Origin of the sequence: Glycomyces albidus (assembly GCF_009451885.1) — a bacterium.
GTDB classification, from domain to species: Bacteria; Actinomycetota; Actinomycetes; order Mycobacteriales; family Micromonosporaceae; genus Glycomyces; species Glycomyces albidus.
This window is the reverse complement of sequence record NZ_WIAO01000018.1, coordinates 13,118-35,548: the sequence shown is the minus strand read 5'-3', so window position 1 is coordinate 35,548 and position 22,431 is coordinate 13,118. Positions and strand designations below refer to the sequence as shown.

Here is a 22,431-nt window from a genome sequence, read left to right as displayed (position 1 = left end):
GTCTAGGCTGGGGCTCATGGCGACCGCGAACTCCGATCCCGCTGTGCCCGTGCCCGACGAGGCGACGGGCCGGTTCTTGAAGGCCCTCGCTTCCGAGGCGCGCCAGCAGGTGATGCTGCTGTTCGCCGGCGGCGGTGAGTTGAGCGTCGGCGAGGTCGCCGAGCGACTGGGGATCGGCCAGTCGACGGCCTCGCAGCAGTTGGCGCAGCTCAAGGACGGCGGTCTGCTGGCCAGCCGCCGTGAGGCGAAGACGGTCTACTACCGGGCGGACAAGGAGCGGATCGGCGCCGCGCTCGACCGGTTGCGAGGATTCTTGGACGGGTGCTGCTGACCGGCGACGGCGCGGCCGAGCGACGCCCGATCAGCCGCGGTCGATGGTGAGTTGGCGCTGGTGGAAGTCGAAGTGCACCGTCGCGTAGTGGTAGAGCTCGGCGAGGGTCATGTAGCGCTTGAAGAACGGGTCCCAGCCGGGCGGGAAGTGCATACCGCGGGCGAGGTCGGTGTCGGTTTCGGCGTCGAGGCGGCGGTGGAGGGCGGCGACCGTCCGGTCGAAGCGGCGCCCGGCCCGACGGTGGTCGATCACCGTGGCCCCGGCGCACGAGGCGAGGTAGTTGACGGTGTGGAACGGCCGGGTCGTGGCGTTCAACGCCCCAGCGAAGCTCCGCGAGCACCAGCGGGGTGCGCGGTCCATGCCGACCACAAGGACCCGGAGTGCGCGGACCAGGAAGTAGCCGAAGAGCATGTGGAACAGCATCTGCTCATTGGTCCAGCGGGTCCCGTCGGTGCGGCGGCGCAGCGCTTCGGCGTCCGCCGCGCCCAGGAAGCGGTGGAACTCGGTGCGGGCCCGCTCCATCTCCGCGTGGAGTGCCTCGCGGTCGATGGTCGGCGGCTGCGCCATGGTCCTCACCGCTCCCGGGTCAGCAGCCGCAGCCGGTGGATTCGGTGTTGTTCGACAGGCCGGCGAGGGCGCGCATCGGTGCGGTGAACGCGTCGCAGCACAAGGAGTAGACGTTGCTGCGGCCCTTGGGGGTCACGGTGACCAGGCCGAGTTCGCGCAGCGGCGCGAGGTGGTGGGAGACGAGGGTCTGCGCCAGGCCGGTGGCGTCGGTCAGTTCGCGGACGGTGCGGTCGCGCTCGGACAGCAGCAGGACGATCGCGAGGCGGTTCTCGTCGGCGAGGGCCTTGAACTGCGGGGCGAGCTCGCGGGCGCGGTCGATGAGGTCGCCGTCGGGCTCGGCGGCGATCGAGGCCGGAGTGAGTTCGATCGTGCGGGTCATGAGTCAAGTAAACCACAGAACTTGCTATCAACAGCAAACGCTGATATTAATTAGGTGAGTTGATGTGATCGCGACTGGCGCGACCCGCTGACCAACGAAGGATCATCATGTCCAACCGCAACGAGCACCCCGCCACCACCACCGTCGCCGTGATCGGCGCGGGCCCGGTCGGACTCGCCGCCGCCGCGCACCTGATCGAGCGCGGCCTGACCCCGATCGTCCTCGAAGCCGGGGAAGGACCGGCCGACGCGATCCGCCAGTGGGGGCACGTGCGCCTGTTCTCCCCGTGGCGCTTCGACATCGACTCGGCCGCCCGCCGGCTCCTCGAATCGCACGGCTGGATCGCCCCCGACCCCGACGCCCTCCCCACCGGCGCCGAACTCATCGACGCCTACCTCGCCCCGCTCGCGAAGACCCCCGAGCTGGCCGAGCACATTCGTTACGGGACCCGCGTGACGGCGGTGGCGCGGCTGGGGGTGGACAAGACCCGCACCATCGGCCGCGACGGCCGCCCCTACCTGGTGCGCACCCGCACCACCGAGGGCGAATGGGCGGACCTGGTCGTCGACGCGGTCATCGACTCCTCCGGCACCTGGGGACAGCGCAACCCTCTCGGCGCCCACGGCCTCGCCGCACCCGGCGAAGACGCAGACGCTGCGTGGGCGGCCGGGCCGCTGCCAGACGTCCTCGGGAGCGAGCGGAACCGGTTCGCGGGCAAGCGGACCCTCGTGGTCGGCATGGGCCACTCCGCGGCGAACACCCTGCTGAACCTCGCCCAGCTCGCCGAGCAGGAAGCGGACACGACTGTGGTGTGGGCGATCCGCGGCGACTCCCCGACCCGCCTCTACGGCGGCGGGTCAGCGGACGCGCTCCCCGCGCGCGGCACGATCGGCACCCGCCTGCGGGAACTGGTCGAATCGGGTGCGATCGAACTCGTCACCGGGTTCACCATCGACCGATTCGAGCCGCATGCGGATGGCTCGGTCGCGGTGGTGGGCAACATCGCCGGCGTCGAGCAGATCATCGAGACCGATCACGTCGCCGCCGCGACCGGATTCCGGCCCGACCTCGACATGCTGCGCGAAGTCCGGCTCGAGATCGACAGCACCGTCGAAGCTCCCGCGAAGCTCGCGCCGCTCATCGACCCGAACTTCCACTCCTGCGGCACCGTGCCCCCGCACGGCGAGGCCGACCTCGCCCAGCCCGACGAGGGCTTCTACTTGGTCGGTATGAAGTCCTACGGCCGGGCGCCGACGTTCCTGCTCGCCACCGGCTACGAGCAGGTCCGCTCCATCGCCGCCGCCCTGGCCGGGGACCGCGAGGCCGCCGACAAGGTGGAGCTGGAGCTGCCCGAGACCGGCGTGTGCTCTTCCAGCCGGTCCCTGGAGGCCACCTCGATCGCCGAAGCGGGCGAGGCCGGCGGCTGCTGCGGCTCGACCGCGAATGCCGACGCCGGTTGCGGCACGAGTGACACCGCTGCGGCCGGTTCGGGTTGCGGCACGGCCGCTCCGGAGCCGGTCTCGGTCGGGCGCGGCCTGGCGACCGGCGTCCTGCACGGCTACTCCGGCGAGCGCCGCGAACTGCCGCAACTCCAGCCCGCCACAGGCAGCTGCTGCGGCTGATCCTGAACACGGGCTAGGGAGACCGGGCCGGGACGCACCAGTGTCCCGGCCGTTCCCTTGCCCGCCGGGGCGGTCGGTCTCACGCCTGGCCGAGGAGCTCGCGCAGCAGGGTCTGGACGCGCGCGTCGAGATCGTCGCGGATGCCGCGCACGGTCTCGAGGCTCTGCCCGGCCGGGTCGTCGAGTTCCCAGTTCAGGTAGCGCTTGCCCGGGTAGATCGGGCAGGCGTCGCCGCAGCCCATGGTGACCACGACATCCGAAGCTCGCACGGTCTCGTCGGTCAACGGCTTGGGGAACTCCTGTGAGACGTCCAGGCCGATCTCCTCGATCGCTGTGACGACCGCCGGGTTGACCTGGTCGACCGGAGCCGAGCCGGCCGAGCGGACCACCACGCGCCCGGCGGCATGGTGGGCCAGGAGCGCGGCGGCCATCTGGGAGCGTCCGGCATTGTGGACGCACACGAACAGCACCTCCGGCACGTCCGCGACCGCGAGCCCGGTGGCCTTGGCGGTGGCGGCCAAGCGCTCGGCCGCGAACCGCTCAGCCAGGACGTACAGGTGGTCGCGGACCCGGGCGGTCGCGGCCAGAACGATGTAGGAGTCGTCAAGGCACTCGGCCACGGTCTCAGGGGAGAACGCGTCCGCGAAACGTTCAGCCAGGCGCTCGGCCGAATGGCGCAGCAGCCGGGCCGCTTCGGGCGGGATGGTCAGGCTCTCAGCAGGCATGACAGCGTTCCTTTCGCCGAGGAGTGAATGCGATGCTCATCTAAGTAGATGTTGCTCTAATTAGAGACCTGTCGAGATGAACCCTGGCTGAACTCAGGGCGACATCTCATCGGCGCTCGCGCACCCGCTGGGGCAGGTGTGGCGGCGGCGTTGCTGGTCACCGCCGACGTATGCCAGCTCCGGTCCGTGAGGGTGGGCCGAAGGCACGGCCGCTCGGCTTGTCGATTGCCTAGACGGTCGTCAAACTAGACGCATGTCGAAACAGCCTGTTCAACTCGTGGGCGGCGCGGACCTGGAGGACTGCCGCGTCCCCCTGGTCGCCGAACCTCTCACCGCCGACCAGGCCGAGCGCCTGGCCCCCTCGTTCAAAGCGCTCGGCGACCCGGTGCGGCTGCGGCTGCTCTCGCTCATCGCCTCCCATGCGGGCGGCGAGACGTGCGTGTGCGATCTGACCGAGGCGTTCGACCTGACCGCCCCGACCATCTCCCACCACCTTAAAGTCCTCAAGGAGATCGGCCTCGTCACCGCCGAACGCCGCGGCACCTGGGTCTACTACCGCGCCGAGCAGCCCGCTCTCGACCTGCTCTCCACCGTCCTCTCGGTCCCGCAGGGCGTGAACGCATGACCGCCCACACCGCCGCCGAGCAGAAGACGGCGATGGGCGGACGGCTCTCGACCCTCGACAAGTACCTGCCCGTCTGGATCGGCGCTGCCATGCTCGCCGGCATCGCTTTGGGCCAGTGGATCCCAGCCGTGGGTAAGGCACTGAACGCGATCCAGATCGGCGGCGTCTCGCTCCCGATCGCGGCCGGGCTGCTGATCATGATGTACCCGGTCCTGGCGAAGGTCCGCTACGACAAGCTCGACTCGGTCACCGCCGACCAGCGGCTCCTGGTCTCCTCGGTCGTCCTCAACTGGTTGATCGGGCCCGTGCTCATGTTCGCCCTCGCGTGGATCTTCCTGCCCGACCTGCCCGAGTTCCGGACCGGGCTCATCATCGTCGGGCTCGCCCGGTGCATCGCCATGGTCATCATCTGGAACGACCTCGCCTGCGGCGACCGCGAAGCCGCCGCCGTCCTCGTCGCCCTGAACTCGGTCTTCCAGGTCATCGCCTTCGGCGCCCTCGGCTGGCTCTACCTCGACGCCCTGCCCCGCTGGCTCGGCCTCGACGCCACCGGACTCGACGTCTCGGGCTGGGAGATCGCCCTCAACGTCACCGTCTTCCTCGGCATCCCGCTCGCCGCCGGGTACTTGACGCGACGGATCGGCGAGCGCCGCAAGGGCCGCGACTGGTACGAGTCGAAGTTCCTCCCCAAGATCGGGCCGTTCGCGCTCTACGGCCTCCTGTTCACCATCGTCGTGCTCTTCGCGTTGCAAGGCGAGGCGATCATCGCCCAGCCCATGGACGTCGTCCGCATCGCGCTCCCGCTCCTGGCGTACTTCGCGATCATGTGGGCCGGGTCGTTCGCCTTCGGCAAGGCTGTCGGCCTGGGCTACGGGCGCACGACGACCCTCGCCTTCACTGCCGCGGGCAACAACTTCGAGCTCGCCATCGCCGTCGCCATCGCCACCTTCGGCGCCGCCTCCGGTCAAGCCCTCGCGGGTGTGGTCGGCCCGCTCATCGAAGTCCCGGTCCTCGTCGCCCTCGTCTACGTCAGTCTGTGGGCGCGCCGGTTCTTCCGCACACCTGAACTCCAGGAAGCCTGACCATGAACAACCAAATGCCCGACACCGCAAAGGAAAACGTCATGTCCGAGAAGCCGTCCGTGCTCTTCGTCTGCGTCCACAACGCCGGCCGCTCCCAGATGGCCGCCGGGTGGCTGGCCCACCTCGCCGGGGACCGCGTCGAGGTCCGCTCCGCCGGCTCCGCCCCGGCCGACCAGGTCAACCCGGCCGCGGTCGAGGCCATGGCCGAAGTCGGCATCGACATCGCCGACCAGAAACCGAAGATCCTCACCTACGACGCCGTCGAAGCCTCCGACGTGTGCATCACCATGGGCTGCGGCGACGCCTGCCCGGTCTTCCCCGGGAAGCGCTACCTCGACTGGAAACTCGACGACCCCGCCGGGCAAGGTGTCGAAGCCGTCCGCCCCATCCGCGACGAGATCAAGACCCGCATTGAGGGCCTGCTCGCCGAACTCTTCCCCGAGGACCAGAAAGCATGAGCACCACCGAGGTCCGCGACGTCATCATCGGCGCGGGCCCGGCCGGGTACATGGCCGCACAGTCGAAACATGAAAGATATTCAAGACTATCAATATAATGTGCCCCGTATGGTCGCGTATTCGAACACATTGGCGCAGGTAGTCGCCCTGCATGAGGGGTTGGAACGGCGAATAGGCACGCCGCTCTGCGATTTCGCGTCCAGTTCTGCCCTCGTTTCCGATTCCCGGCGGCCCAGGTCGCTCCGCCAGCGATTGACGCCAGCCGATGCTGAAGCCCTGGTCGCGGCCTTCCATGCCGGAGTCCGGCAGCCGGTTCTGGCTGACCGCTACGGCATCGGATTGACCAGCGTAAAGAAGTTGATCCGCCAAGCCCGTGTGGAGGACTTGACGAGTACGTTTGGGTCGTTATCTGGGTCCTTGTCACGGATCCGGGCGGAGCCAAAGAGAGGTACTGGAGTCATTCCGGGACTACGATCCGGAGCCAGCCTTCGCTGATGCTCCAAGAGACTGAGCAGCTGGATCCCCCTGCTGTGAGAGTCTTTCCAAATAGCGAGTCCGCCTGAGTTCGACGAGGAACTGTGCGTAGTCGTCGATGTTCTCTCTCGGGCTGGTTGCGAGCTTGTAGGTCCGGCGCATACTCGCGGTGTGGGCCTTAATCAAGTCTCCAGCCGAAGTGTCGTCGGCGGCCGCGTCGATGCTGTGTAGAAGCACCAGGGCGCGGTCGCGGATGCATCCTTCGGGGAAGTCATCCTCGAACGCTTTGATGATGCGGGTCAGGCGCTGATTGCGGCGAGCTTCGGCCTCGCGTTCGCCCGCATTGCGAAGGGTTTCGGCAAGGTGTTGAAGCAGCGCCGCGAAGTTTTGATCGAGTGCGGGAACCCCGTGAGGACGCTGGCGGTCCTCCTCGGAGTAGGCCAGATAGGCGAGCAGTTCCTTGGCGAACCCGGCCTTGCTGATACTGGTACCAAAAACTTGCGAGAAGGCCGCTGCGAGTGCGTCCCACAGGCTGCCGTCATTGTCGGCCAGCAGGGCTGTGACGGCGCCTTCGGTGAGCTTTTTTGCCTCGAGCTCATCGAGGCCCAGGAAGGTCCGAGCGTATCGCTGGCCTGCGGCGACGGCGACCTGTACTGGAACGAGGTCCTCGGTTTCACGGATGACAACGCCTTGGGTGACTTGGAGGTCAGCCGAATCGGCCCACTCCGAGAGCACCACGACGAGCTTCTCATCGATGATCGGTTTCTTATACGGTCCGGCACTTCTCAGTTGTTTCCTAGCGGTCTGTCCGGCAGAGTCGCCGTCCAGGAGCACTACGCAGGCGGGTTTGATTTGGTCGCGTCCACGCGCGAGATAGACCATGTAGGGGATGCTGGCTCCGCCAGGCACGATGGTGACCTCGTTCAAATCGAGACACTGGCTTGGGGGACGCCCGGCTCGCAGCAGGCGCGAGTTCATCCCGGCAAGCATGACTTGGTCGGCAATGCCCTCGACGAAGAGGTTGTCGCCGCCGATGAAGGCGGTCTCGGCGACGAAGGCACCTAGCGAGGTGCGCAGTGGCTCATAGTGGTTTCGGGTGGCGTCCTTGACAACGCGGGTGCCCTCATCCCGAGTGCCCTTGTCGACTACGCGCACGCGGTGCCCGGCGTTCCGGTTGATGAGGAACGGAGAGTGGGTCACGTAGATGACCTGGTCCTCCCGATCTGAATCGTCGGGGCGGGCGTGGTGCTCAAGCACGCGGAGGAGGTCCTGTTGCCCAGAAGCGGAGAGGTAGGCGTCCGGCTCGTCCATCAGCAAGATCTCCGGACGGTCATCGGCTGGAGCCTGAGAGAGTAGCTGCACGTAGTAGCTCAGGAAGTACTGCAGTCCACGGCTGCGTTCGCTAAAGGAATAATCCGTTCCGGTGCGGTCGCGGATGGTGAACACGAGCTCGTGCTCGCGCGGAGAAACTCGGAGCTGGAAGTCGGGATCCTGGCTCCACCATCGGGAAACGTTCAGATGGCGCGCGATCGAGCGGTTCATCTCCTGGATGAGTCCGTTGACAAGGCCTTCCCGTTCCTCGGCGATGGCCTTGCGGAGCTCGTCGAAGCTTGACTCCTCGATTCGGGCGACCTTGAGCAGTAGATCCATGCCGAGGCGCTGCGCCTCGGGTAGAGCATCGCCGTTGCCCAGCATGTCGACCATGGCCGCTGCCTTGCTGTTGACATCCTCGACGGTAGCGATCCCCTCGAGAAGCGACATAATCCAGCCTCGTTGCTTGCGGGTGGCTAGCTTGGTCTTCCCCTTCGCAAGTGCGTTGATCGAGACGGAGTCGGGAAGTGCCAGGTCGGTGCGGAGTTCGCGCGGGACGGGCAGCAGACTGGTCAGTCCTTCAACCTGGTCTGCCGCAAGTGAGATCGGCTGGTCGTCGGCATCGACGACGTGAATAACGCCAGGTGCGGGTCGCAGCATCAACAGGTCGCCGTTGCGAAGCAAGGGGATTGCAAGGCCCTCCGAGGCACTGCGATCGGCCGCATCAAGGTGGAAGGTCGCCCCGACCTCGGGGAAGAGCCTTGAACCGCGTTCGACCGAGAACAGCGCCGACGACCGGCAGAAGTCGCGCTGCCGCAGTCCCTCACCCGTGAGCACGATCTTGATCGCATCCAGAAGATGCGACTTGCCCGACTCGTTCGCACCAACGACGGCGGTAACATCAGGCTCGATCGGGATCTTGACGTGCGGCAGCCAGCCCTCAGGGGAGTCCTGCCAGGGCCGCGGTTTCGCTTTCGGCGACGCCTTGAGTTCATAGTCGAAGTTGAAGGACTTGTAGAACCGGATCCAGATCTCGTGGAGGCGCACCACTGCTCCCTGCGCTCGTCTTTGAACAACTCAGTGAGTCACGTTCGTGCAGCCTACGTTCCAGGTGCGACAAGCCGCATCCGTGAAAGCGGAGACTGCGGTACTTCACGACCGCCGCGCTGGTGTTAGCCGATGGCCCGAAAGTCACCGGTTCGCGTTGCAGCGGAACCAATAAGGGCTTTCTGCTCTCTCGAGGCCGACGGGTTGAAGACTTTTGCTTACCGATTTCGTGAGAGTTCTCGGGGCGATCCATCCAGAAACGGTCGTAGTGCTTGATCGGCTCGCAGAACTTCGAGGCGACGCTGGGGATGCGTCAGCCGCTGGTGGCCGAGAGGTACGGCGTCGGCTTTTCCAGTGTCAAGAAGCTGATTCGCGAGGCCCGTCAGCCAGGTCCGGGTCGTTGATGGGCATAGTTCCCAGTTCCGGCTTCGCTCTCGGCGGTAACGTCTAGGACGAATCAGCCTATCGGGTTAGTCTCGCCAGCCCAGTCGATTCGTCCTTGGAGTAGCGCCTGCTCGGCGGGGTTGGCGGTGAGGCCCAGCGCGCGCTCGTCGGCAGCCCGGGCCGCCTCTGTGCCGCCGAGCGACCGGAGCAGTTCGGCGCGGGCGGCATGGAACAGGTGATGGCCGTCGAGGTCGCCAGCGAGCAGCTCGATCTCGGCCAGCGCGGCCGCGGAACCTCTGGTGTGGCTCAGGGCGATCGCGCGGTGGAGCCGGATGAGGGGCGACGGAGCCAGGCGGAAGAGCATGTCGTAGAGCAGGACGATCTGTTCCCAATCGGTCGAGTCCCAGTCCGGTGCTTCCGCATGGCAGGCGACGATGGCGGCCTGAAGCTGGAAAGGACCGGGTCGCCGGCGGCGGGCGGCGCGGGCGAGGAGGGCGGTCGCTTCCTCGATGGCGGCGCGGTCCCACTGCGAGCGGTCCTGGTCGGCCAGGAGCACGATGCGGCCGTCAATCGTGAAACGGGCGTCGGCGCGGGCTTGGTGGAGCCGGGCGAGCACAAGCAGTCCGACGGTCTCGGGGTCGTCGGGGACCAGTTCGCGCAGGAACGCGGCGAGCCAGACGGCGTCGCCGACCAGGCGCTGCGAGTGGGAACGGTCGGCGGTGGCGAGGTAGCCCTCGTTGAGCACGAGATAGATGACGGTGCGGACCTGCTCGAGCCGTTCGGTAAGGTCGTCACCGGTCGGAATCCGGTAGGGGATGCCGGCCTCGGCGATCTTGCGTTTGGCGCGGGTGATGCGCTGCGCGACCGTGGCCTCGGGGACGAGGAGCGCGCGGGCGATCTGAGCAGTGGTGAGGCCGCAGACGACCCTGAGCGTGAGCGCGATCTGCGCCGCGCGTGGCAGCGCCGGGTGGCAGCAGGTGACGACCAGGCGGAGGCGGTCGTCCGGTTCGGTCCGGAGAGGCCACTGCAGCTGGGCGAGTTTGGCGCGGTGATTGCTCTCGCGGCGCAGCAGGTCCAGGCCCCTGTTGCGGGCGACGGTGAACAGCCAGGCATCGGGCCGGTCCGGCATGCCTTCGACAGGCCAGCGTTCGAGGGCGGACACGACGGCGTCTTGGACGAGGTCTTCGGCGGTGGCGAAGTCGCCGGTGAGGCGGACGAGCACGGCGGCGAGCCGGCCCGCGTGCTCGCGCACGATGCGGGCCAGCTCGTCTGCCGCAGGTTCGGTCACGACTCGAGCGGCCGGATCTCGACGACCGGGCAGCCGGGCCAGGTCCGGGCCATCCCGAGCGCTTCGTCGAGGTCGGCGACGTCGACTTCGACGAAGCCGGAGACGACCTCCTTGCCTTCGACGAAGGGGCCGTCGGTCACGACCGGTGCGCCCTGGTCGAGGCGGACGGTGGTGGCGGTGTGCGGCCCCATGAGCTTGCTGTGGCCGCGGATCTTGTCTGTGTGCGTTGCCATCCACTGGCCGACCAGGGCGTAGGCGCGGTCGCGGTCCGCGGGCGCCATGGCCTCGAGGTCCTTGGCGAATTGCTCGGTCTCGACGAACATCAGCACGTACTTCATCGGTCTCCTCCTACCCGTACAGGTCGGCCAGGCGCCGTATCATCTCGTCATCGTCCACGTTTTCGACGTGGGTGGCGACGGTCCAGGCGTGCCCCCACGGGTCGATGATCGATCCGGTGCGGTCGCCGTAGAAGCGGTCCTCGACCGCACCGTCGAGGCTCGCGCCGAGCTCGACGGCACGTGACACCGCCGCGTCCACGTCCTCAACGTAGACGAACAGCGAGCATGGCGTGCCGCTGAACCCGCCCTCGGGCGGGGCCTTGGTGCCGGCGACCGGCGAGGCGTCGTCGACCATGACCACCGAGTCCCCGATCTGGATCTCGGCGTGGGCGATGGTGCCGCCGGGCCCGGGGACCCGCATCCGCTCGGTGGCGCCGAGGACCTCCCGGTAGAACGCGAGCGCCTTGTCCGCGCCGTCGACGACGAGGGCGGGCGTGACGCGCGGGTAGGTGGACGGGATCGGGTCAGGTGTGGCCGTCATGGGTCTGCTCCTTCTCGTGAATGGCCTCTCATACTCGAGACGAACGGGCCGGTCCCGAATTCGACAACTCGACGACACGAATTCGCCAGTCTTCGGAGAGCGCTCGGCACCGGCGACGTCCTGGCATCAGGCGCGCTTGTAGGCCCTCACCGCCAGCGGCGCGAACAGGAGGATCAGTCCTGCCGACCAGCCGAGGGTCCAGAGGACGTCGCCTCCAACGGTGTGCCCGCCCGGGAGTGCGTCGGGGCCGAGCATGAGGCCGCGCAGGGCGTTGGCGACTACGGTGACCGGTTGGTGGGCGGCGAAGGTCTGAAGCCAGGCGGGCATGGTCTCGACGGGAACGAACACGGCGCTGGTGAACCCGAGCGGGAAGACGAGCATGTAGACAGCGGCTTGGACGGCTTCGGCGGAGCGGATGAGGAGCCCGAGGGTGACCATCATCCAGGCGATGCTGAAGGCGAAGGCGAGCGCGAGGCCGATGGCGGCCAGGACTTCGAGTGCGCTTGTCTGCCAGCGGAAGCCAATGAGCGCGCCGACGCCGAGCATGACGAGGATGGTGAAGACGGCGCGGACGAGGTCGGCGATGGTGCGTCCGGCGGGGACGGCGAGGCGGGCCATGGGCAGGGACCGGAACCGGTCGACCGATCCGCGCTGGAGGTCGTCGGCCATGCCTGCGGCGGTGTTCTCGCCGGAGAAGAGTGCGAACTGGGCGATGAGGCCGGGGATGAGCCAGTTGACGTACTCGTCCTCAGCGCCGGGCGGGAGCGATCCGGTGACGGCGCCGCCGAAGACGTAGGTGAACATGAGGATGAAGATGACCGGCATGACGGCCGAGAGTGGCAGGACGCCGGGGATTCTAAGGGTGTGGCGCAGGTTCCGGCGCGTGATGACGGCGGTGTCGGTGAACAGGCGGCCCGTACTCGGGTTCGTGGGAGCGGCGATGGCGGTCATGGTGCGGTCTTTCAGCTCTCGGCCCGGACTGCGGCCGGGCGGTGGTCGGTGAGTTCGAGGAAGACGTCGTCCAGGGTGGGTTTCCGCAGGTTCACGCCGGTGGGGTGGAGGCCCTTGGTGTCCAAGGCGGTCAGGGCGGCGCGCAGGTCGGCGTAGCCGTCGGGGGCGGGCAGCACCAGGTCGCCGCTCGCCACTTGATCGAGCCCGAGGGCGGCAGCGGCGGCGTCGCGGTCGGCTTCGGGCAGGTCGAGCTCGATGACGGCGGGGCCGGTGCGCTGCTTGAGTTCGTCGCTGGTGCCTTCGGAGATGATGCGGCCGTGGTCGATGACGGCGATGCGGTCGGCGAGCCGGTCGGCTTCTTCGAGGTACTGGGTGGTGAGCAGGACGGTGGTGCCGTCGGCGACGAGCCGTTCGACCAGGTTCCAGACTTCGCGGCGGTTGGCCGGGTCGATGCCGGTGGTGGGTTCGTCGAGGATGAGCAGTGCTGGGCGCCCGACGAGGGACGCGGCGAGATCGAGGCGACGTCGCATGCCGCCCGAGTAGGTCTTGGCGTACCGGCTTGCGGCGTCGGCGAGGCCGAAGAGGTCGAGGATCTCGCTGCTGCGGCGCTTGGCTTCCCTTGCGGTGAGGCCGTAGAGGCGTCCGACCATCTCGAGGTTTTCAGCGCCGGTGAGGTAGTCGTCGACCGCCGCGTACTGCCCGGCCAAGCCGATCTTCGCCCGCACCGCTTCGGGGTCGGCGGCGACGTCGATGCCCGCGACCCGAGCAGAACCCGAGTCGGGCTTCAGCAGCGTGGCGAGGACGCGGATGAGGGTGGTCTTGCCCGCGCCGTTGGGGCCGAGCAGGGCGAACACGCCGTCGGCGGGGATTGCGAGGTCGACACCGTCGAGCGCGGTGACCTCCTTGCCGAATCGTTTGCGCAGGTCATTGACCTCGACTATGGGGGTCATGGCGATGCCTCTCATATATGAACTCCGTCAAGTACATGTCAGAGTATACATACGGGAGTATTAGACTCAAGGGCACTGAACCACGGGAGGCGTGATGGCGGGCGAGGCTGAGGCGGTGGCACCGGTCAGGCGGCTCAAGCGCGCTGAGCGGCGCGAGCAGATCCTGGACGCGGCCACGAGCGCGTTCTCCCGATCCGGGTACACGGCGACCGGACTGGAAGACATCGCGGCGGCGGCGGGGATCAGCCGGGCGATCCTCTACCGGCACTTCGACTCCAAGGCCGAGCTGTACCAGCAGGTGCTCGACCGGGTGTGTCAGCGGCTGTATGCCGAGACCGGCGAGGGCGAGTACACGCAGGCGAGTATTGACGGCCTGGTGCGGGCGGCGGCGCAGGATCCGGACGGGTTTCGGCTGCTGTTCGACCGGGCTGCGCGTGAGCCCGAGTTCGCGGCCGAGATGCTCCGCTTCCGCGACAACATGACGAAGGCCGCCCACCGATACCTGGTGGAGGTCGTCAAGGACCCGGCCTGGGCGGTATGGGCGGCGCAGATGGCTGCGACCACCGCGATCGGCGCGGTCCTGGCCTGGCTCGACGCCGGACAGCCCGACCCTGGCCTCGTCGCGGCCCGGATCCGCCGCACGGTCGAAGGTGTCATCGAGGCCGCCCGCACCGAGAACTGATCAGCGAGCGGTTTCGGTCGCGTTCAGGTTGCATCCGGTACCCGGGTACGGGTTTACGGTTGGAATGGAACCACCCCGACCTGGAGGACTGCTGAAATGACCTTGCTGAACCGTCCCGAACCCGCCTCAACATCGGGCGCCCCGATTGGTCTGGCGTGGGTACCGGTGGACACCTGCCGGCTGCCGACCGATGAGCAGCCGATGCGCCTGGCCGCGTTCGAGGACCTGTTCGCAACCAAGGTCCTCGCGGTGGAGCGGACCGCCCCGACCCGGCTGCGATTGGACCTCGAAGCCGAGCCCGAGACGGCGGCCCGGGTCGGGGAACTGGCGTTGCGCGAGGCCGACTGCTGCGGCTTCTTCACCTTCACCCTCACCGCCGCCCAGGGAACGTTGACGCTGGAGGTGTCGGTTCCCGCGCAGCGGGCTGGCGTCCTCGACGGTCTGGCCGATCAGGCCCGGAGGGCCGCATCATGACCGCCGGGCTGCGCGCGGGACAAGTCGCGGCCGCCGCCGGAGTCGGACGCGAGACCCTGCGCTATTACGAGCGGCGCGGCCTGCTCGAACCGACTGAGCGCACCCTCGGCGGCCACCGCCTCTATCCCGCTGCCGCCGTCACGAGGCTGCGCACAATCAAAGCCGCCCAGCGCCTCGGATTCACGCTCGAGGAGATCGCCGAGCTCACCGATCCCCGTGCGCATCGCCGCCGCGGTGACGGCGGCCTGCAATCCGGTGCCCGGGCGAAACTCGACCAGGTCGAAACGCGCATCGCCGACCTCCAGGCCGTCGCCGGCCTCTTGCGCGATGCGGTGTCGGCCGGGTGCGACGACCTGGACGTCTGCGCGGCAACGCCTGCGTGCCCGTTGCCGTTCCTCGAGGCCACTCACCCGGCCGAGCCCCGCGGGGCTTGATAGGTTCGCGCCCATGGACACCGCCCGCTCGATCAGCCTGTTCCTGCTCGCCGCCCTCGCCGAGATCGGCGGCGCCTGGCTGATCTGGCAGGGCCTGCGCGAACACAAGGGCATCCTGTGGATCGCCGCGGGGATCATCGCGCTCGGCGCGTACGGGTTCGTCGCGGCCTTCCAACCCGACCCGAACTTCGGGCGGGTCCTGGCCGCCTACGGCGGCATCTTCGTCGCCGGGTCCCTGGCCTGGGGCATGGTCGTGGACGGCTTCCGCCCCGACCGCTGGGACACGATCGGCGCCGCTATCTGCCTCGTCGGCGTCGCTGTCATCATGTACGCCCCGAGACCCTGAACGACACAGCCGCAGCGGAAATAACCTGCCGACTCCCTGGGGATTCGCGAGCAGGGAAGGTTCGGGAATCCGGCCGGGTCAGTCGGTAACGGCACGATGCAGCACCTCGGCGGCAGTGGCAATGTCGGCCTCGGTAGTCCAGCGGCCCAGTGAAATCCGCACCGCGCTGAGCGATCGATCCGGTGCGAGGCCCATGGCGGTCAGGACAGGGGAGGGCGTGTGGTCGCCGCTGTGGCAGGCCGAGCCCGTCGAGGCGGCGATCCCGGTCGCGGCTTCGAGTAGGTCGTGGCCGGTGGCCCCATCGATGCTGATGTTCAGCGTGTTCGGCAGCCGCGCCTCTGGCGGCCCGTTCAGGTGGACGCGGCCAGGAAGCGCGGTCTCGAGCCGAACGTGGAGAACGTCGCGCAGCCCGGCCAGGCGTGCCGCCTTCCCGCCCGCCAGCTCTGCAGCGGCGAGGCGTGCGGCGGTGCCGAGGGCGACGGCGAGGGCGACGTTCTCGGTGCCGGCGCGCAGGCCGCGTTCTTGGCCGCCGCCGTAGACCACCGGCTCCAGCGCGACGCCCTCGCGCACGTAAAGCGCTCCGATGCCTTTGGGCGCGTACATCTTGTGGCCGACGAGCGTGAGCAGGTCGACGCCGAGCGCGCCGACGTCGAGGGGGATCTTCCCGGCAGCTTGGGCGGCGTCGGTGTGGAAGAGCGCCCCGGCGCTGTGGGCGAGCGCGGCGAGTTCGCTGATCGGTTGGAGGGCGCCGGTTTCGTTGTTGGCGGCCATGATCGACACCAGCACCGTGTCGGGGCTGAGCGCGGACGCCAGTGCCGCTGGGTCGACCAGGCCGTGGCGGTCGACGGGGAGCACGGTGATGCGGGCGCTGTGGTGGCGCTCCATGGCCCGGCAGGTCTCCAGGACCGCGGGGTGCTCGGTGGCTTGGGTGATCACGTGCGGGCGGGTGTGCCCGGATGTGAGGACCGCGCCGCGGATCGCCAGCAGGTTCGCCTCCGATCCTGATGCGGTGAAGATGATCTCGCCGGGCTCGGTGCCGATCAGGTCGGCCAGCTGCACGCGTGCGCTGTTCAGGGCCTGGTGCGGCTCGCGGGCGTAGGCGTGGTCGCTGGAGGGGTTGGCGAAGTGCGCGGTCAGATATGGCCACATCGCTGCAGCGACTTGGGGATCGACCGGCGTGGTGGCGTTGTAGTCGAGGTAGACCGGCCCACTACGCAGGTTTTCGGGAAGGGTCATCGGATCTCCTGGGTCTGGCGTTGGTCGCGGGGATGGGTTTCGGGCATGCGGAAGGCGACGGCGAGGCCGGAGGCGAGGCTTAGCAGGACGGCGGCCCAGACGGCGGTGCGCAGGTCCCACAGGTCGGCCACGACGCCGCCGACAATCGCGCCGAAGGCATAGCCGGAGTCCCGCCACAGCCGGTAGACCCCGACTGACCTTGCCCGCCAGGAGGGGTGGGCGACGTCGCCGATCGCGGCCAGCAGGGTCGGGTAGACCATCGCCGTCCCCGCCCCCAGCAACGCAGTGGCGGCGGCCCAGGCGGTGAAGTCGTCAGCGAGGGCGATCCCGGCCAGTGCCGCGGCCTGGGTGAGCATCCCGGTGGCGATGAGTCGTTTGCGGCCGAGGCGGTCGGAGAGGCCGCCGGTGATGAGCTGACCCGCGCCCCAGACTGCGGGGTAGAGGGCGACGAGGAGGCCGATCTGGGGCACGGTGAGGTCGGCGGTGGCGAACAGGAGGGGGAACAGGCCCCAGGAGAGCCCGAAGTTGAGGTTGTTGACCAGGCCCGCCTGGCTGGCGGAGGACAGGGCCGGGTCGGTCAGCGTGGTCCGCTTGAACACCTCGCGGTCGGTCAGGGTCTCGGCCGGGGCCGGCCCGGTGTGGTTGGCCGTCTCGAAGCGCGCGTGGCCGCGTGTCTCGCGGACCGCCAGGACGGTCACGGCGATGCCGAGCACGGCGTAGGCCAGGCCGACCAGGAACGGGACCGGCCGCAGCCCGTACTCCCCGGCGAGGTATCCGGCCAGGGCGGAAGCGGCGGCGACCGCGCCGTACCCGGCGGCTTCGTTCAGTCCCATGGCCAGACCGCGTTGCCGGGGGCCGACCAGGTCGATCTTCATGATCACGGTGGTCGACCAGGTCAGGCCCTGGCTGACGCCCAAGAGCACGTTCGCGGCCACCACCCAGCCCCAGGCGGGCGCCCAGATGAGCAGGAGCGGGACCGGCAGGGCGAGGAGCCACCCGGCGATGAGGACGGGCTTGCGCCCGAACCGGTCCGACCAGGTGCCCGCGAAGTAGTTGGTGACGGCTTTGGCGAGGCCGAAGGCGAGCACGTAGGTGAACAGGAACGTGTAGCCGGTCAACCCGAACTCGGCTTCGGCCATGAGCGGCAGCACGGTCTGCTCCTGGCCGACCATCGCGCCCACCAGGGCGTTCACCGCGACAAGGAGGCTGAACTGGGCGAGGTTCTCCTTGAGCCCGAGCCGAATCGGCGCAGCCGTGCTCATGCGCCGGTCTCCAGCACCGTCCCGGCGGCCTTCGCGAGGTCCTCACTACCGCCGGACAGGACCGCGACCTCGGCGCCCCGGCGGGCGGCCAGACTCGCACCGGTCATGGCGCGCTCGCCGTGACCGCAGACCGTGAGCAGCGGCCCGGTCGGCAGCGGTGCTTCGGCGAGGTGGCCCAAGGCGATGCCGATCGCACTGGGCACGTGTCCGGCGCGGAACTCGGCCTCTTGGCGGACGTCGACCACCGTCGCCGTATCGAGGCGGTCGGCGGCGGCGGTGGCGTCGAGGTAGGGGATCGCAGTGACCGGCCCGTCCCAGGCGGCCATGCCCCCGTCGAGCTCTCCGGCGAGGTCGTGGCCGATCTTGGTTGCCTGCCAGGCGATCTCGGCCGGATCTTGGCCTGGGTCGCGCACGATCACGACCGGTGTGGCGGGCGGGACGACCCAGCCGAGCCAGGTGGCGAACACCGATCGCAGCGGGATCGCGACTGCGCCGGGCACGTGCGCGTCCGCGAAGGCTTCGGCGGTGCGGACGTCCACGATCACCGCCCCCGCTCCTGTGAGCCCTCGGACGTCCCCTGCGGTCAAGGGCTGGAGGGCTGGCGGTTCGGCCGTGACACTTGGGCCGCGCCGGTTGACTTCGCCGAGCCGGTCGAAGTACGTCGGGTACTCGCCGAGCCCTGCCAACAGCCGGGCCACGAAGTCGTCTTCGCCGTCGGCGGCGAGCAGGGCGTTGCCGGTCTTCTCCGCGCCGATGGTGGAGGTGCGGTCAGCTCCGGCCGGGGCCGAGCAGAACGAGCCCGCGCCGTGGGTGGGCCACACCGCGACCTCGTCGGGCAGTTCGATCAGCCGCTGGATCGACCGATACTGGGCCCGGGCCAGTTCCTCGGTCCGGGCCGGGTCCACCAAGTCCGTCCGGGCCGCCGCGCCGACGAGGAGGGACCCGCCGGTGAAGACGCCCAACGGCTTCGCGCCGTCGAGCAGCAGATAGGACAGGTGCTCGTCGGTGTGCCCGGGCGTACCGAGCGCCCGCAGGGTCAGGCCACCGAGATCGACTTCGTCGCCGTCGGCCAGGCCGCGGTGCGCGAACGCGCGACCTCCGGCGGACGAAGCAAGGATCTCGGCATGGTCGGTCGCCTCGAGCTGCCGCGCACCGGAGACGAAGTCGGCGTGCAGATGCGTCTCGGCGGTCAACCGCGGCCGCAGCCCCTGCCGCTCGATCGCCTGCCGCACCTGCCGCAGGTCCCGGGACGGGTCCACCACGAGAGCGCCGCCGTCACCCAGATCCAGCACGTACGCCGCGTTCCCCAGGCCCTCATCCACCAGCGTCGACAACCGCAAGTCCGCCATCGCAGTCCTCCTTCGACCGGCGGTTTCTCCGCCACAGTGTTACAGTATTCCAAGGAATTATGGAATACAAATCGGAAGGCTACACCATGGCGGACCCCGAGAAGAAGGCTGCGCTCTTCGACCAGCTCGCCCGCGTCGGCAAGGCCCTCGGCAACGGCAAGCGCCTCGAACTTCTGGATCTGCTCGCCCAGTCCGAACGCTCCGTGGAATCTCTCACCGCCGCCTGCGGTCTCGGCCTGACCACCGTCTCCGCGCACCTTCAGACCCTCAAAGCCGCTGGCCTGGTCACGACCCGCCGCGAAGGCCAGAAGATCCACTACTCCCTTGCTGGGGACGATGTCCTGGCCCTCTACCGCCTCGCCCGCGACACCGCCGCCGCCCGCATCGCCGACGTCGAGCGCGTCGCCGCCGACTACCTTGGCGACACGCCCGGTCAGATCAGCCGCGACGAACTCCTCGCTGGCATCGGAGCCGGTCGTTACACCGTCCTCGACGTCCGCCCCGTCGAGGAGTACGACGCCGCGCACCTTCCCGGTGCACTCAGCATCCCCATCGACGAGCTGTCCGCTCGCCTTGACGAAATCCCCGCCGACACGCAGATCGTCGCCTACTGCCGCGGCCCCTATTGCGTTTTCGCTCACGATGCGGTCGAGCTGCTCACCCGCTCAGGACGTTCAGCCTTCCGGCTCGAAGACGGCCTCCCCGAGTGGCACGCCGCCGGACTCCCCATCACCAGCGCGGGGCGTGCGTAGGGGCGCTCCGGGGCGAGAGCGGGCGCCTCGCTGAGACCAGATGAGTCGATTGCCCACGGGCTTGACTGCGGACAACCGCTTGAAGTCGCTGGCAGTGGATGATTGGGTGGTCGGCAATCCCGCTGGTCGACGGGCACTCAAAACATGAAGTATATTCAAGATTATCAATATAATGTGCCCCGTTTGGTCGCGTATTCGAACACGTTGGCGCAGGTCGTCGCCCTGCACGAGGCGTTGGAGCGCCGATTCGGCATGCCTCTGTGCAAGGTCGCGTCCAGTTCTGCCCTCGCGGCCGATCCCCGAAGGCCGAGGTCCCTGCACCAGCGCTTGACGCCGACCGAGGTCGAAGCTCTCGTCGCGGCGTTCCACGCGGGGGTGCGGCAGCCGGTGCTGGCCGACCGCTACAGCATCGGCCTGACCAGCGTCAAGAAGCTCGTGCGTCAGACTCGTGAGTCGCGTTAGCTGAGGGGGGAGGGGGTAGTTGGTGCATCCACCCCCTCGCATTTCCACATGCTCTACTTCTCGTAGGCGAGAGGAGCCCTCATGACCAAGGCCGAAGAGATCATCCAGGAGATGTGAACCAACCCACGCGTCGATCACCCGAAAGTTGCTCCCTGGTACAGCTGTGAATGGAGGATTCGAGAGAGGCTTTCGCCATCGCGGATTCGTGGCAGGACAGGACGATGAAGGTCGCTAATGGGGTGTAGGGGGTTGTTGAGGCTATCTGTCCGAGTCGGAGACCGGAAAGAGCAGCAGGACAACCGGAAGGCGAAGGCGGCCTCGGTGGCTCCCGTGCGGCGGTGTGCCGGACCGGGGCGGTCGGGCGGTGATCCCGCGTCCCCGCACGTATACGCGGCGCGCGGGCGGGTAGCCGTGCGGGACCGATGAAGGCGACACGAGGGGGTGGGCGCGTGGCCTCGCGCATCGAGGACTACGGACTGCTCGGGGACCTGCACACGGCCGCGCTGGTCGGCGCGGACGGTTCGATCGACTGGCTGTGCCTGCCGCGGTTCGACTCGCCGGCCTGCTTCGCGGCCCTGCTCGGCGACGACGGGCACGGCTGCTGGCGGCTCGGCCCGGCCGCGGGCGGGCGCTGCACCCGCCGCCGCTACCGCGGCGACACGCTCATCCTCGAGACCGAATGGGAGACGCCCGAAGGCACGGTGCGCGTCACCGACGCGATGCCCCCGCGCGACGGCGAGGCCGACCTCGTCCGCGTCGTGGAGGGCCTGAGCGGCCGCGTCCCCATGCGCACGGTGATGCGGCTGCGCTTCGGCTACGGCCGTGTCGAGCCTTGGATCCGCTGCCACGACGGCCACCTGTCCGCGATCGCCGGACCGGACGCGGCGTGGCTCGACGCCGATGTCCCCCTCTCTGTCGAGGACGCCGCCGCCCGCGCCGACTTCACTGTCGCCGCCGGCGAGCGCGTCGCCTTCACCCTCGTCCACCAACGGTCTCATGAGGACCGGCCGCTCCCGCCCGATCCGCTGGAGGCGCTCGAGCACACTGAGGCGTTCTGGACCGACTGGATGGGGGCCCTGCGCTACGAAGGCGAATGGGGCGAGGCCGTCCGCCGCTCCCTCGTCACCCTCAAGGCCCTCACCTACCACCCGACCGGCGGCATCGCCGCCGCCGCGACCACCTCCCTGCCCGAGGACCTCGGCGGCGTCCGCAACTGGGACTACCGGTTCTGCTGGCTCCGCGACGCCGCGTTCGTCCTCCAAGCCCTCCTGGGCACCGGGTTCATCAGCGAGGCCGACGCCTGGCGGCAGTGGCTGCTGCGCGCCGCCGCCGGCGACCCGGCCGAACTCCAGATCATGTACGGCCTCGACGGCCGCCACTGGCTCCCCGAACTCGAACTCGACTGGCTCCCCGGCTACGAGGGCTCCGCCCCGGTGCGCATCGGCAACGCCGCCACCGGCCAGTTCCAGCTCGACGTCTGGGGCGAGACCCTCGACGCCCTGCACCTGGCGCGCGACGCGGACCTGGAGGCGGACCAGAACGCCTGGGACCTCCAGAAAGCGCTGCTGCACTTCCTGGAGGACCACTGGGACGAACCCGACGACAGCCTCTGGGAGGTCCGCGGCGAGCAGCGCCACTTCGTGCACTCCAAGGTCATGGCCTGGGCCGGTTTCGACCGGGCCGTGCGGGCCGTCGAGGACTACGGGCTCGACGGTCCCGTGCGGCGCTTGCGCGAGCTGCGCGACCGCGTCCACGCCCAGGTCTGCGAGCGCGGCTTCGACCCCGAGCGCGGCACCTTCACCCAGTTCTACGGTTCCAACGGCCTGGACGCGGCGCTGCTGCTCATCCCGCAGGTCGGCTTCCTGCCGTGGGACGACCCGCGGGTGGTCGGCACCGTCGAGGCGGTGCAGCGGGAGCTGGCCCGCGACGGGTTCCTCCTGCGCTACGACCCGGACGCCGACGGCGGCGTCGACGGCCTCCCCGGCGACGAGGGCGTGTTCCTGGCGTGCACGTTCTGGCTGGTCGAGGGCTTGCACGGGATCGGTCGCGAACGCGAAGCCCACGACCTGTTCGAGCGGCTGCTGGGCGTGCGCAACGACCTGGGCCTGCTCAGCGAGGAGCTGGACGCCGCGACCGGCCGACACCTCGGCAACACCCCGCAGGCGTACAGCCATGTGGGCCTGGTGAACGCCGCGCGGCACCTCAGCGGCGCCCACCGGGCCGCGGAGCCGCGCGCCATCGCACCACAGGACCCCTCCCACGAGGAGGATTGAGGAGTCATGCGCGGCGAACTGGATCCCCAGATCGGCCGGCAAGGAAGCTGGAAATAGGTCGCCGGCGCCGCTGCATGACCTCACGATCGCAGCTTCGCATGGCCACGCGCTCTTGCCGGTCGGTTGCTCAGGTCAACTCCGCATGCTGC

General features: G+C 68.9%; 24 protein-coding genes. 12 read left to right on the top strand and 12 right to left on the bottom strand.

The window, feature by feature from the left end:
- Positions 1-16: 16 nt before the first annotated feature.
- Entirely contained in the window at positions 17-331 is a 315-nt protein-coding gene (locus GFD30_RS15220; protein ID WP_153026052.1) for an ArsR/SmtB family transcription factor, read from the top strand.
- Positions 332-361: 30 nt separating this feature from the next.
- On the opposite strand, the gene GFD30_RS15215 is transcribed toward GFD30_RS15220, so the two are convergent.
- Both GFD30_RS15215 and GFD30_RS15210 read right to left on the bottom strand, forming a co-directional pair.
- Positions 362-898, bottom strand: a complete 537-nt coding sequence (locus GFD30_RS15215; protein ID WP_153026051.1) for a DinB family protein — start codon at positions 896-898, stop codon at positions 362-364.
- A gap of 19 nt (positions 899-917) precedes the next feature.
- A complete protein-coding gene (locus GFD30_RS15210) occupies positions 918-1,277 on the bottom strand; it encodes an ArsR/SmtB family transcription factor (RefSeq protein ID WP_153026050.1) in 360 nt (119 codons plus the stop codon).
- Between the two features lie 107 nt (positions 1,278-1,384).
- Between GFD30_RS15210 and GFD30_RS15205 the strand changes: the two genes are divergently transcribed.
- Complete coding sequence (locus tag GFD30_RS15205; protein WP_153026049.1) at positions 1,385-2,899, top strand: NAD(P)/FAD-dependent oxidoreductase; 1,515 nt, start codon at positions 1,385-1,387, stop codon at positions 2,897-2,899.
- Between the two features lie 79 nt (positions 2,900-2,978).
- On the opposite strand, the gene GFD30_RS15200 is transcribed toward GFD30_RS15205, so the two are convergent.
- Positions 2,979-3,623, bottom strand: coding sequence for an arsenate reductase/protein-tyrosine-phosphatase family protein (locus tag GFD30_RS15200; protein ID WP_153026048.1), 645 nt, complete (start codon positions 3,621-3,623; stop codon positions 2,979-2,981).
- A 253-nt stretch (positions 3,624-3,876) separates the two neighbouring features.
- On the opposite strand from GFD30_RS15200, the gene GFD30_RS15195 reads away from it, so the two are divergent.
- Genes GFD30_RS15195 through GFD30_RS15185 form a run of 3 tightly spaced genes read left to right on the top strand, consistent with a single transcriptional unit; the run spans position 3,877 to position 5,788 of the window.
- Complete coding sequence (locus GFD30_RS15195; RefSeq protein WP_153026047.1) at positions 3,877-4,248, top strand: ArsR/SmtB family transcription factor; 372 nt, start codon at positions 3,877-3,879, stop codon at positions 4,246-4,248.
- Entirely contained in the window at positions 4,245-5,330 is a 1,086-nt protein-coding gene (arsB, locus tag GFD30_RS15190; RefSeq protein ID WP_153026046.1) for an ACR3 family arsenite efflux transporter, read from the top strand. The genes GFD30_RS15195 and arsB overlap by 4 nt, the downstream gene beginning before the upstream one ends.
- A 41-nt stretch (positions 5,331-5,371) precedes the next feature.
- Positions 5,372-5,788, top strand: a complete 417-nt coding sequence (locus tag GFD30_RS15185) for an arsenate reductase ArsC (RefSeq protein WP_153026045.1) — start codon at positions 5,372-5,374, stop codon at positions 5,786-5,788.
- A gap of 468 nt (positions 5,789-6,256) precedes the next feature.
- On the opposite strand, the gene GFD30_RS15180 is transcribed toward GFD30_RS15185, so the two are convergent.
- From GFD30_RS15180 to GFD30_RS15155, 6 genes are all read right to left on the bottom strand, one after another.
- Complete coding sequence (locus GFD30_RS15180; RefSeq protein ID WP_153026044.1) at positions 6,257-8,620, bottom strand: AAA family ATPase; 2,364 nt, start codon at positions 8,618-8,620, stop codon at positions 6,257-6,259.
- A gap of 457 nt (positions 8,621-9,077) precedes the next feature.
- Positions 9,078-10,292, bottom strand: coding sequence for a sigma-70 family RNA polymerase sigma factor (locus GFD30_RS15175; protein ID WP_322633272.1), 1,215 nt, complete (start codon positions 10,290-10,292; stop codon positions 9,078-9,080).
- Positions 10,289-10,630, bottom strand: a complete 342-nt coding sequence (locus GFD30_RS15170; protein ID WP_153026043.1) for a YciI family protein — start codon at positions 10,628-10,630, stop codon at positions 10,289-10,291. Before GFD30_RS15170 ends, GFD30_RS15175 begins: the two co-directional genes overlap by 4 nt.
- Positions 10,631-10,640: 10 nt before the next feature.
- On the bottom strand, positions 10,641-11,111 hold the full coding sequence (locus tag GFD30_RS15165) for a VOC family protein (protein ID WP_153026042.1): 471 nt from the start codon (positions 11,109-11,111) through the stop codon (positions 10,641-10,643).
- A gap of 126 nt (positions 11,112-11,237) precedes the next feature.
- Entirely contained in the window at positions 11,238-12,062 is an 825-nt protein-coding gene (locus GFD30_RS15160; RefSeq protein ID WP_153026041.1) for an ABC transporter permease, read from the bottom strand.
- A gap of 11 nt (positions 12,063-12,073) precedes the next feature.
- A complete protein-coding gene (locus tag GFD30_RS15155) occupies positions 12,074-13,027 on the bottom strand; it encodes an ATP-binding cassette domain-containing protein (protein ID WP_227996379.1) in 954 nt (317 codons plus the stop codon).
- Between the two features lie 100 nt (positions 13,028-13,127).
- Between GFD30_RS15155 and GFD30_RS15150 the strand changes: the two genes are divergently transcribed.
- From GFD30_RS15150 to GFD30_RS15135, 4 genes are all read left to right on the top strand, one after another.
- Positions 13,128-13,694, top strand: a complete 567-nt coding sequence (locus tag GFD30_RS15150; protein WP_322633271.1) for a TetR/AcrR family transcriptional regulator — start codon at positions 13,128-13,130, stop codon at positions 13,692-13,694.
- A gap of 96 nt (positions 13,695-13,790) precedes the next feature.
- Positions 13,791-14,168: a hypothetical protein gene (locus GFD30_RS15145; RefSeq protein WP_227996377.1), complete on the top strand. Its 378-nt coding sequence runs from the start codon at positions 13,791-13,793 to the stop codon at positions 14,166-14,168.
- Entirely contained in the window at positions 14,165-14,602 is a 438-nt protein-coding gene (locus GFD30_RS15140; RefSeq protein ID WP_153026039.1) for a MerR family transcriptional regulator, read from the top strand. The genes GFD30_RS15145 and GFD30_RS15140 overlap by 4 nt, the downstream gene beginning before the upstream one ends.
- Positions 14,603-14,615: 13 nt before the next feature.
- The gene (locus GFD30_RS15135; protein WP_153026038.1) at positions 14,616-14,948 is read left to right on the top strand and encodes a YnfA family protein; all 333 of its coding nucleotides are present in this window, start codon (positions 14,616-14,618) and stop codon (positions 14,946-14,948) included.
- Positions 14,949-15,026: 78 nt separating this feature from the next.
- On the opposite strand, the gene GFD30_RS15130 is transcribed toward GFD30_RS15135, so the two are convergent.
- Genes GFD30_RS15130 through GFD30_RS15120 form a run of 3 tightly spaced genes read right to left on the bottom strand, consistent with a single transcriptional unit; the run spans position 15,027 to position 18,795 of the window.
- On the bottom strand, positions 15,027-16,184 hold the full coding sequence (locus GFD30_RS15130; protein WP_153026037.1) for a cysteine desulfurase family protein: 1,158 nt from the start codon (positions 16,182-16,184) through the stop codon (positions 15,027-15,029).
- A complete protein-coding gene (locus GFD30_RS15125) occupies positions 16,181-17,446 on the bottom strand; it encodes an MFS transporter (protein ID WP_153026036.1) in 1,266 nt (421 codons plus the stop codon). Before GFD30_RS15125 ends, GFD30_RS15130 begins: the two co-directional genes overlap by 4 nt.
- Positions 17,443-18,795: an MBL fold metallo-hydrolase gene (locus GFD30_RS15120; protein ID WP_153026035.1), complete on the bottom strand. Its 1,353-nt coding sequence runs from the start codon at positions 18,793-18,795 to the stop codon at positions 17,443-17,445. The genes GFD30_RS15125 and GFD30_RS15120 overlap by 4 nt, the downstream gene beginning before the upstream one ends.
- An 86-nt stretch (positions 18,796-18,881) precedes the next feature.
- Here GFD30_RS15120 and GFD30_RS15115 point away from each other — a divergent pair, with 86 nt between their 5' ends.
- The 3 genes from GFD30_RS15115 (at position 18,882) to GFD30_RS15105 (ending at position 22,282) form a co-directional block, all read left to right on the top strand.
- Positions 18,882-19,547, top strand: coding sequence for an ArsR/SmtB family transcription factor (locus GFD30_RS15115; RefSeq protein WP_153026119.1), 666 nt, complete (start codon positions 18,882-18,884; stop codon positions 19,545-19,547).
- Positions 19,548-19,691: 144 nt separating this feature from the next.
- Positions 19,692-20,009, top strand: coding sequence for a hypothetical protein (locus tag GFD30_RS15110; RefSeq protein ID WP_153026034.1), 318 nt, complete (start codon positions 19,692-19,694; stop codon positions 20,007-20,009).
- A 449-nt stretch (positions 20,010-20,458) separates the two neighbouring features.
- The gene (locus tag GFD30_RS15105; protein ID WP_322633270.1) at positions 20,459-22,282 is read left to right on the top strand and encodes a glycoside hydrolase family 15 protein; all 1,824 of its coding nucleotides are present in this window, start codon (positions 20,459-20,461) and stop codon (positions 22,280-22,282) included.
- Positions 22,283-22,431 lie beyond the last annotated feature (149 nt).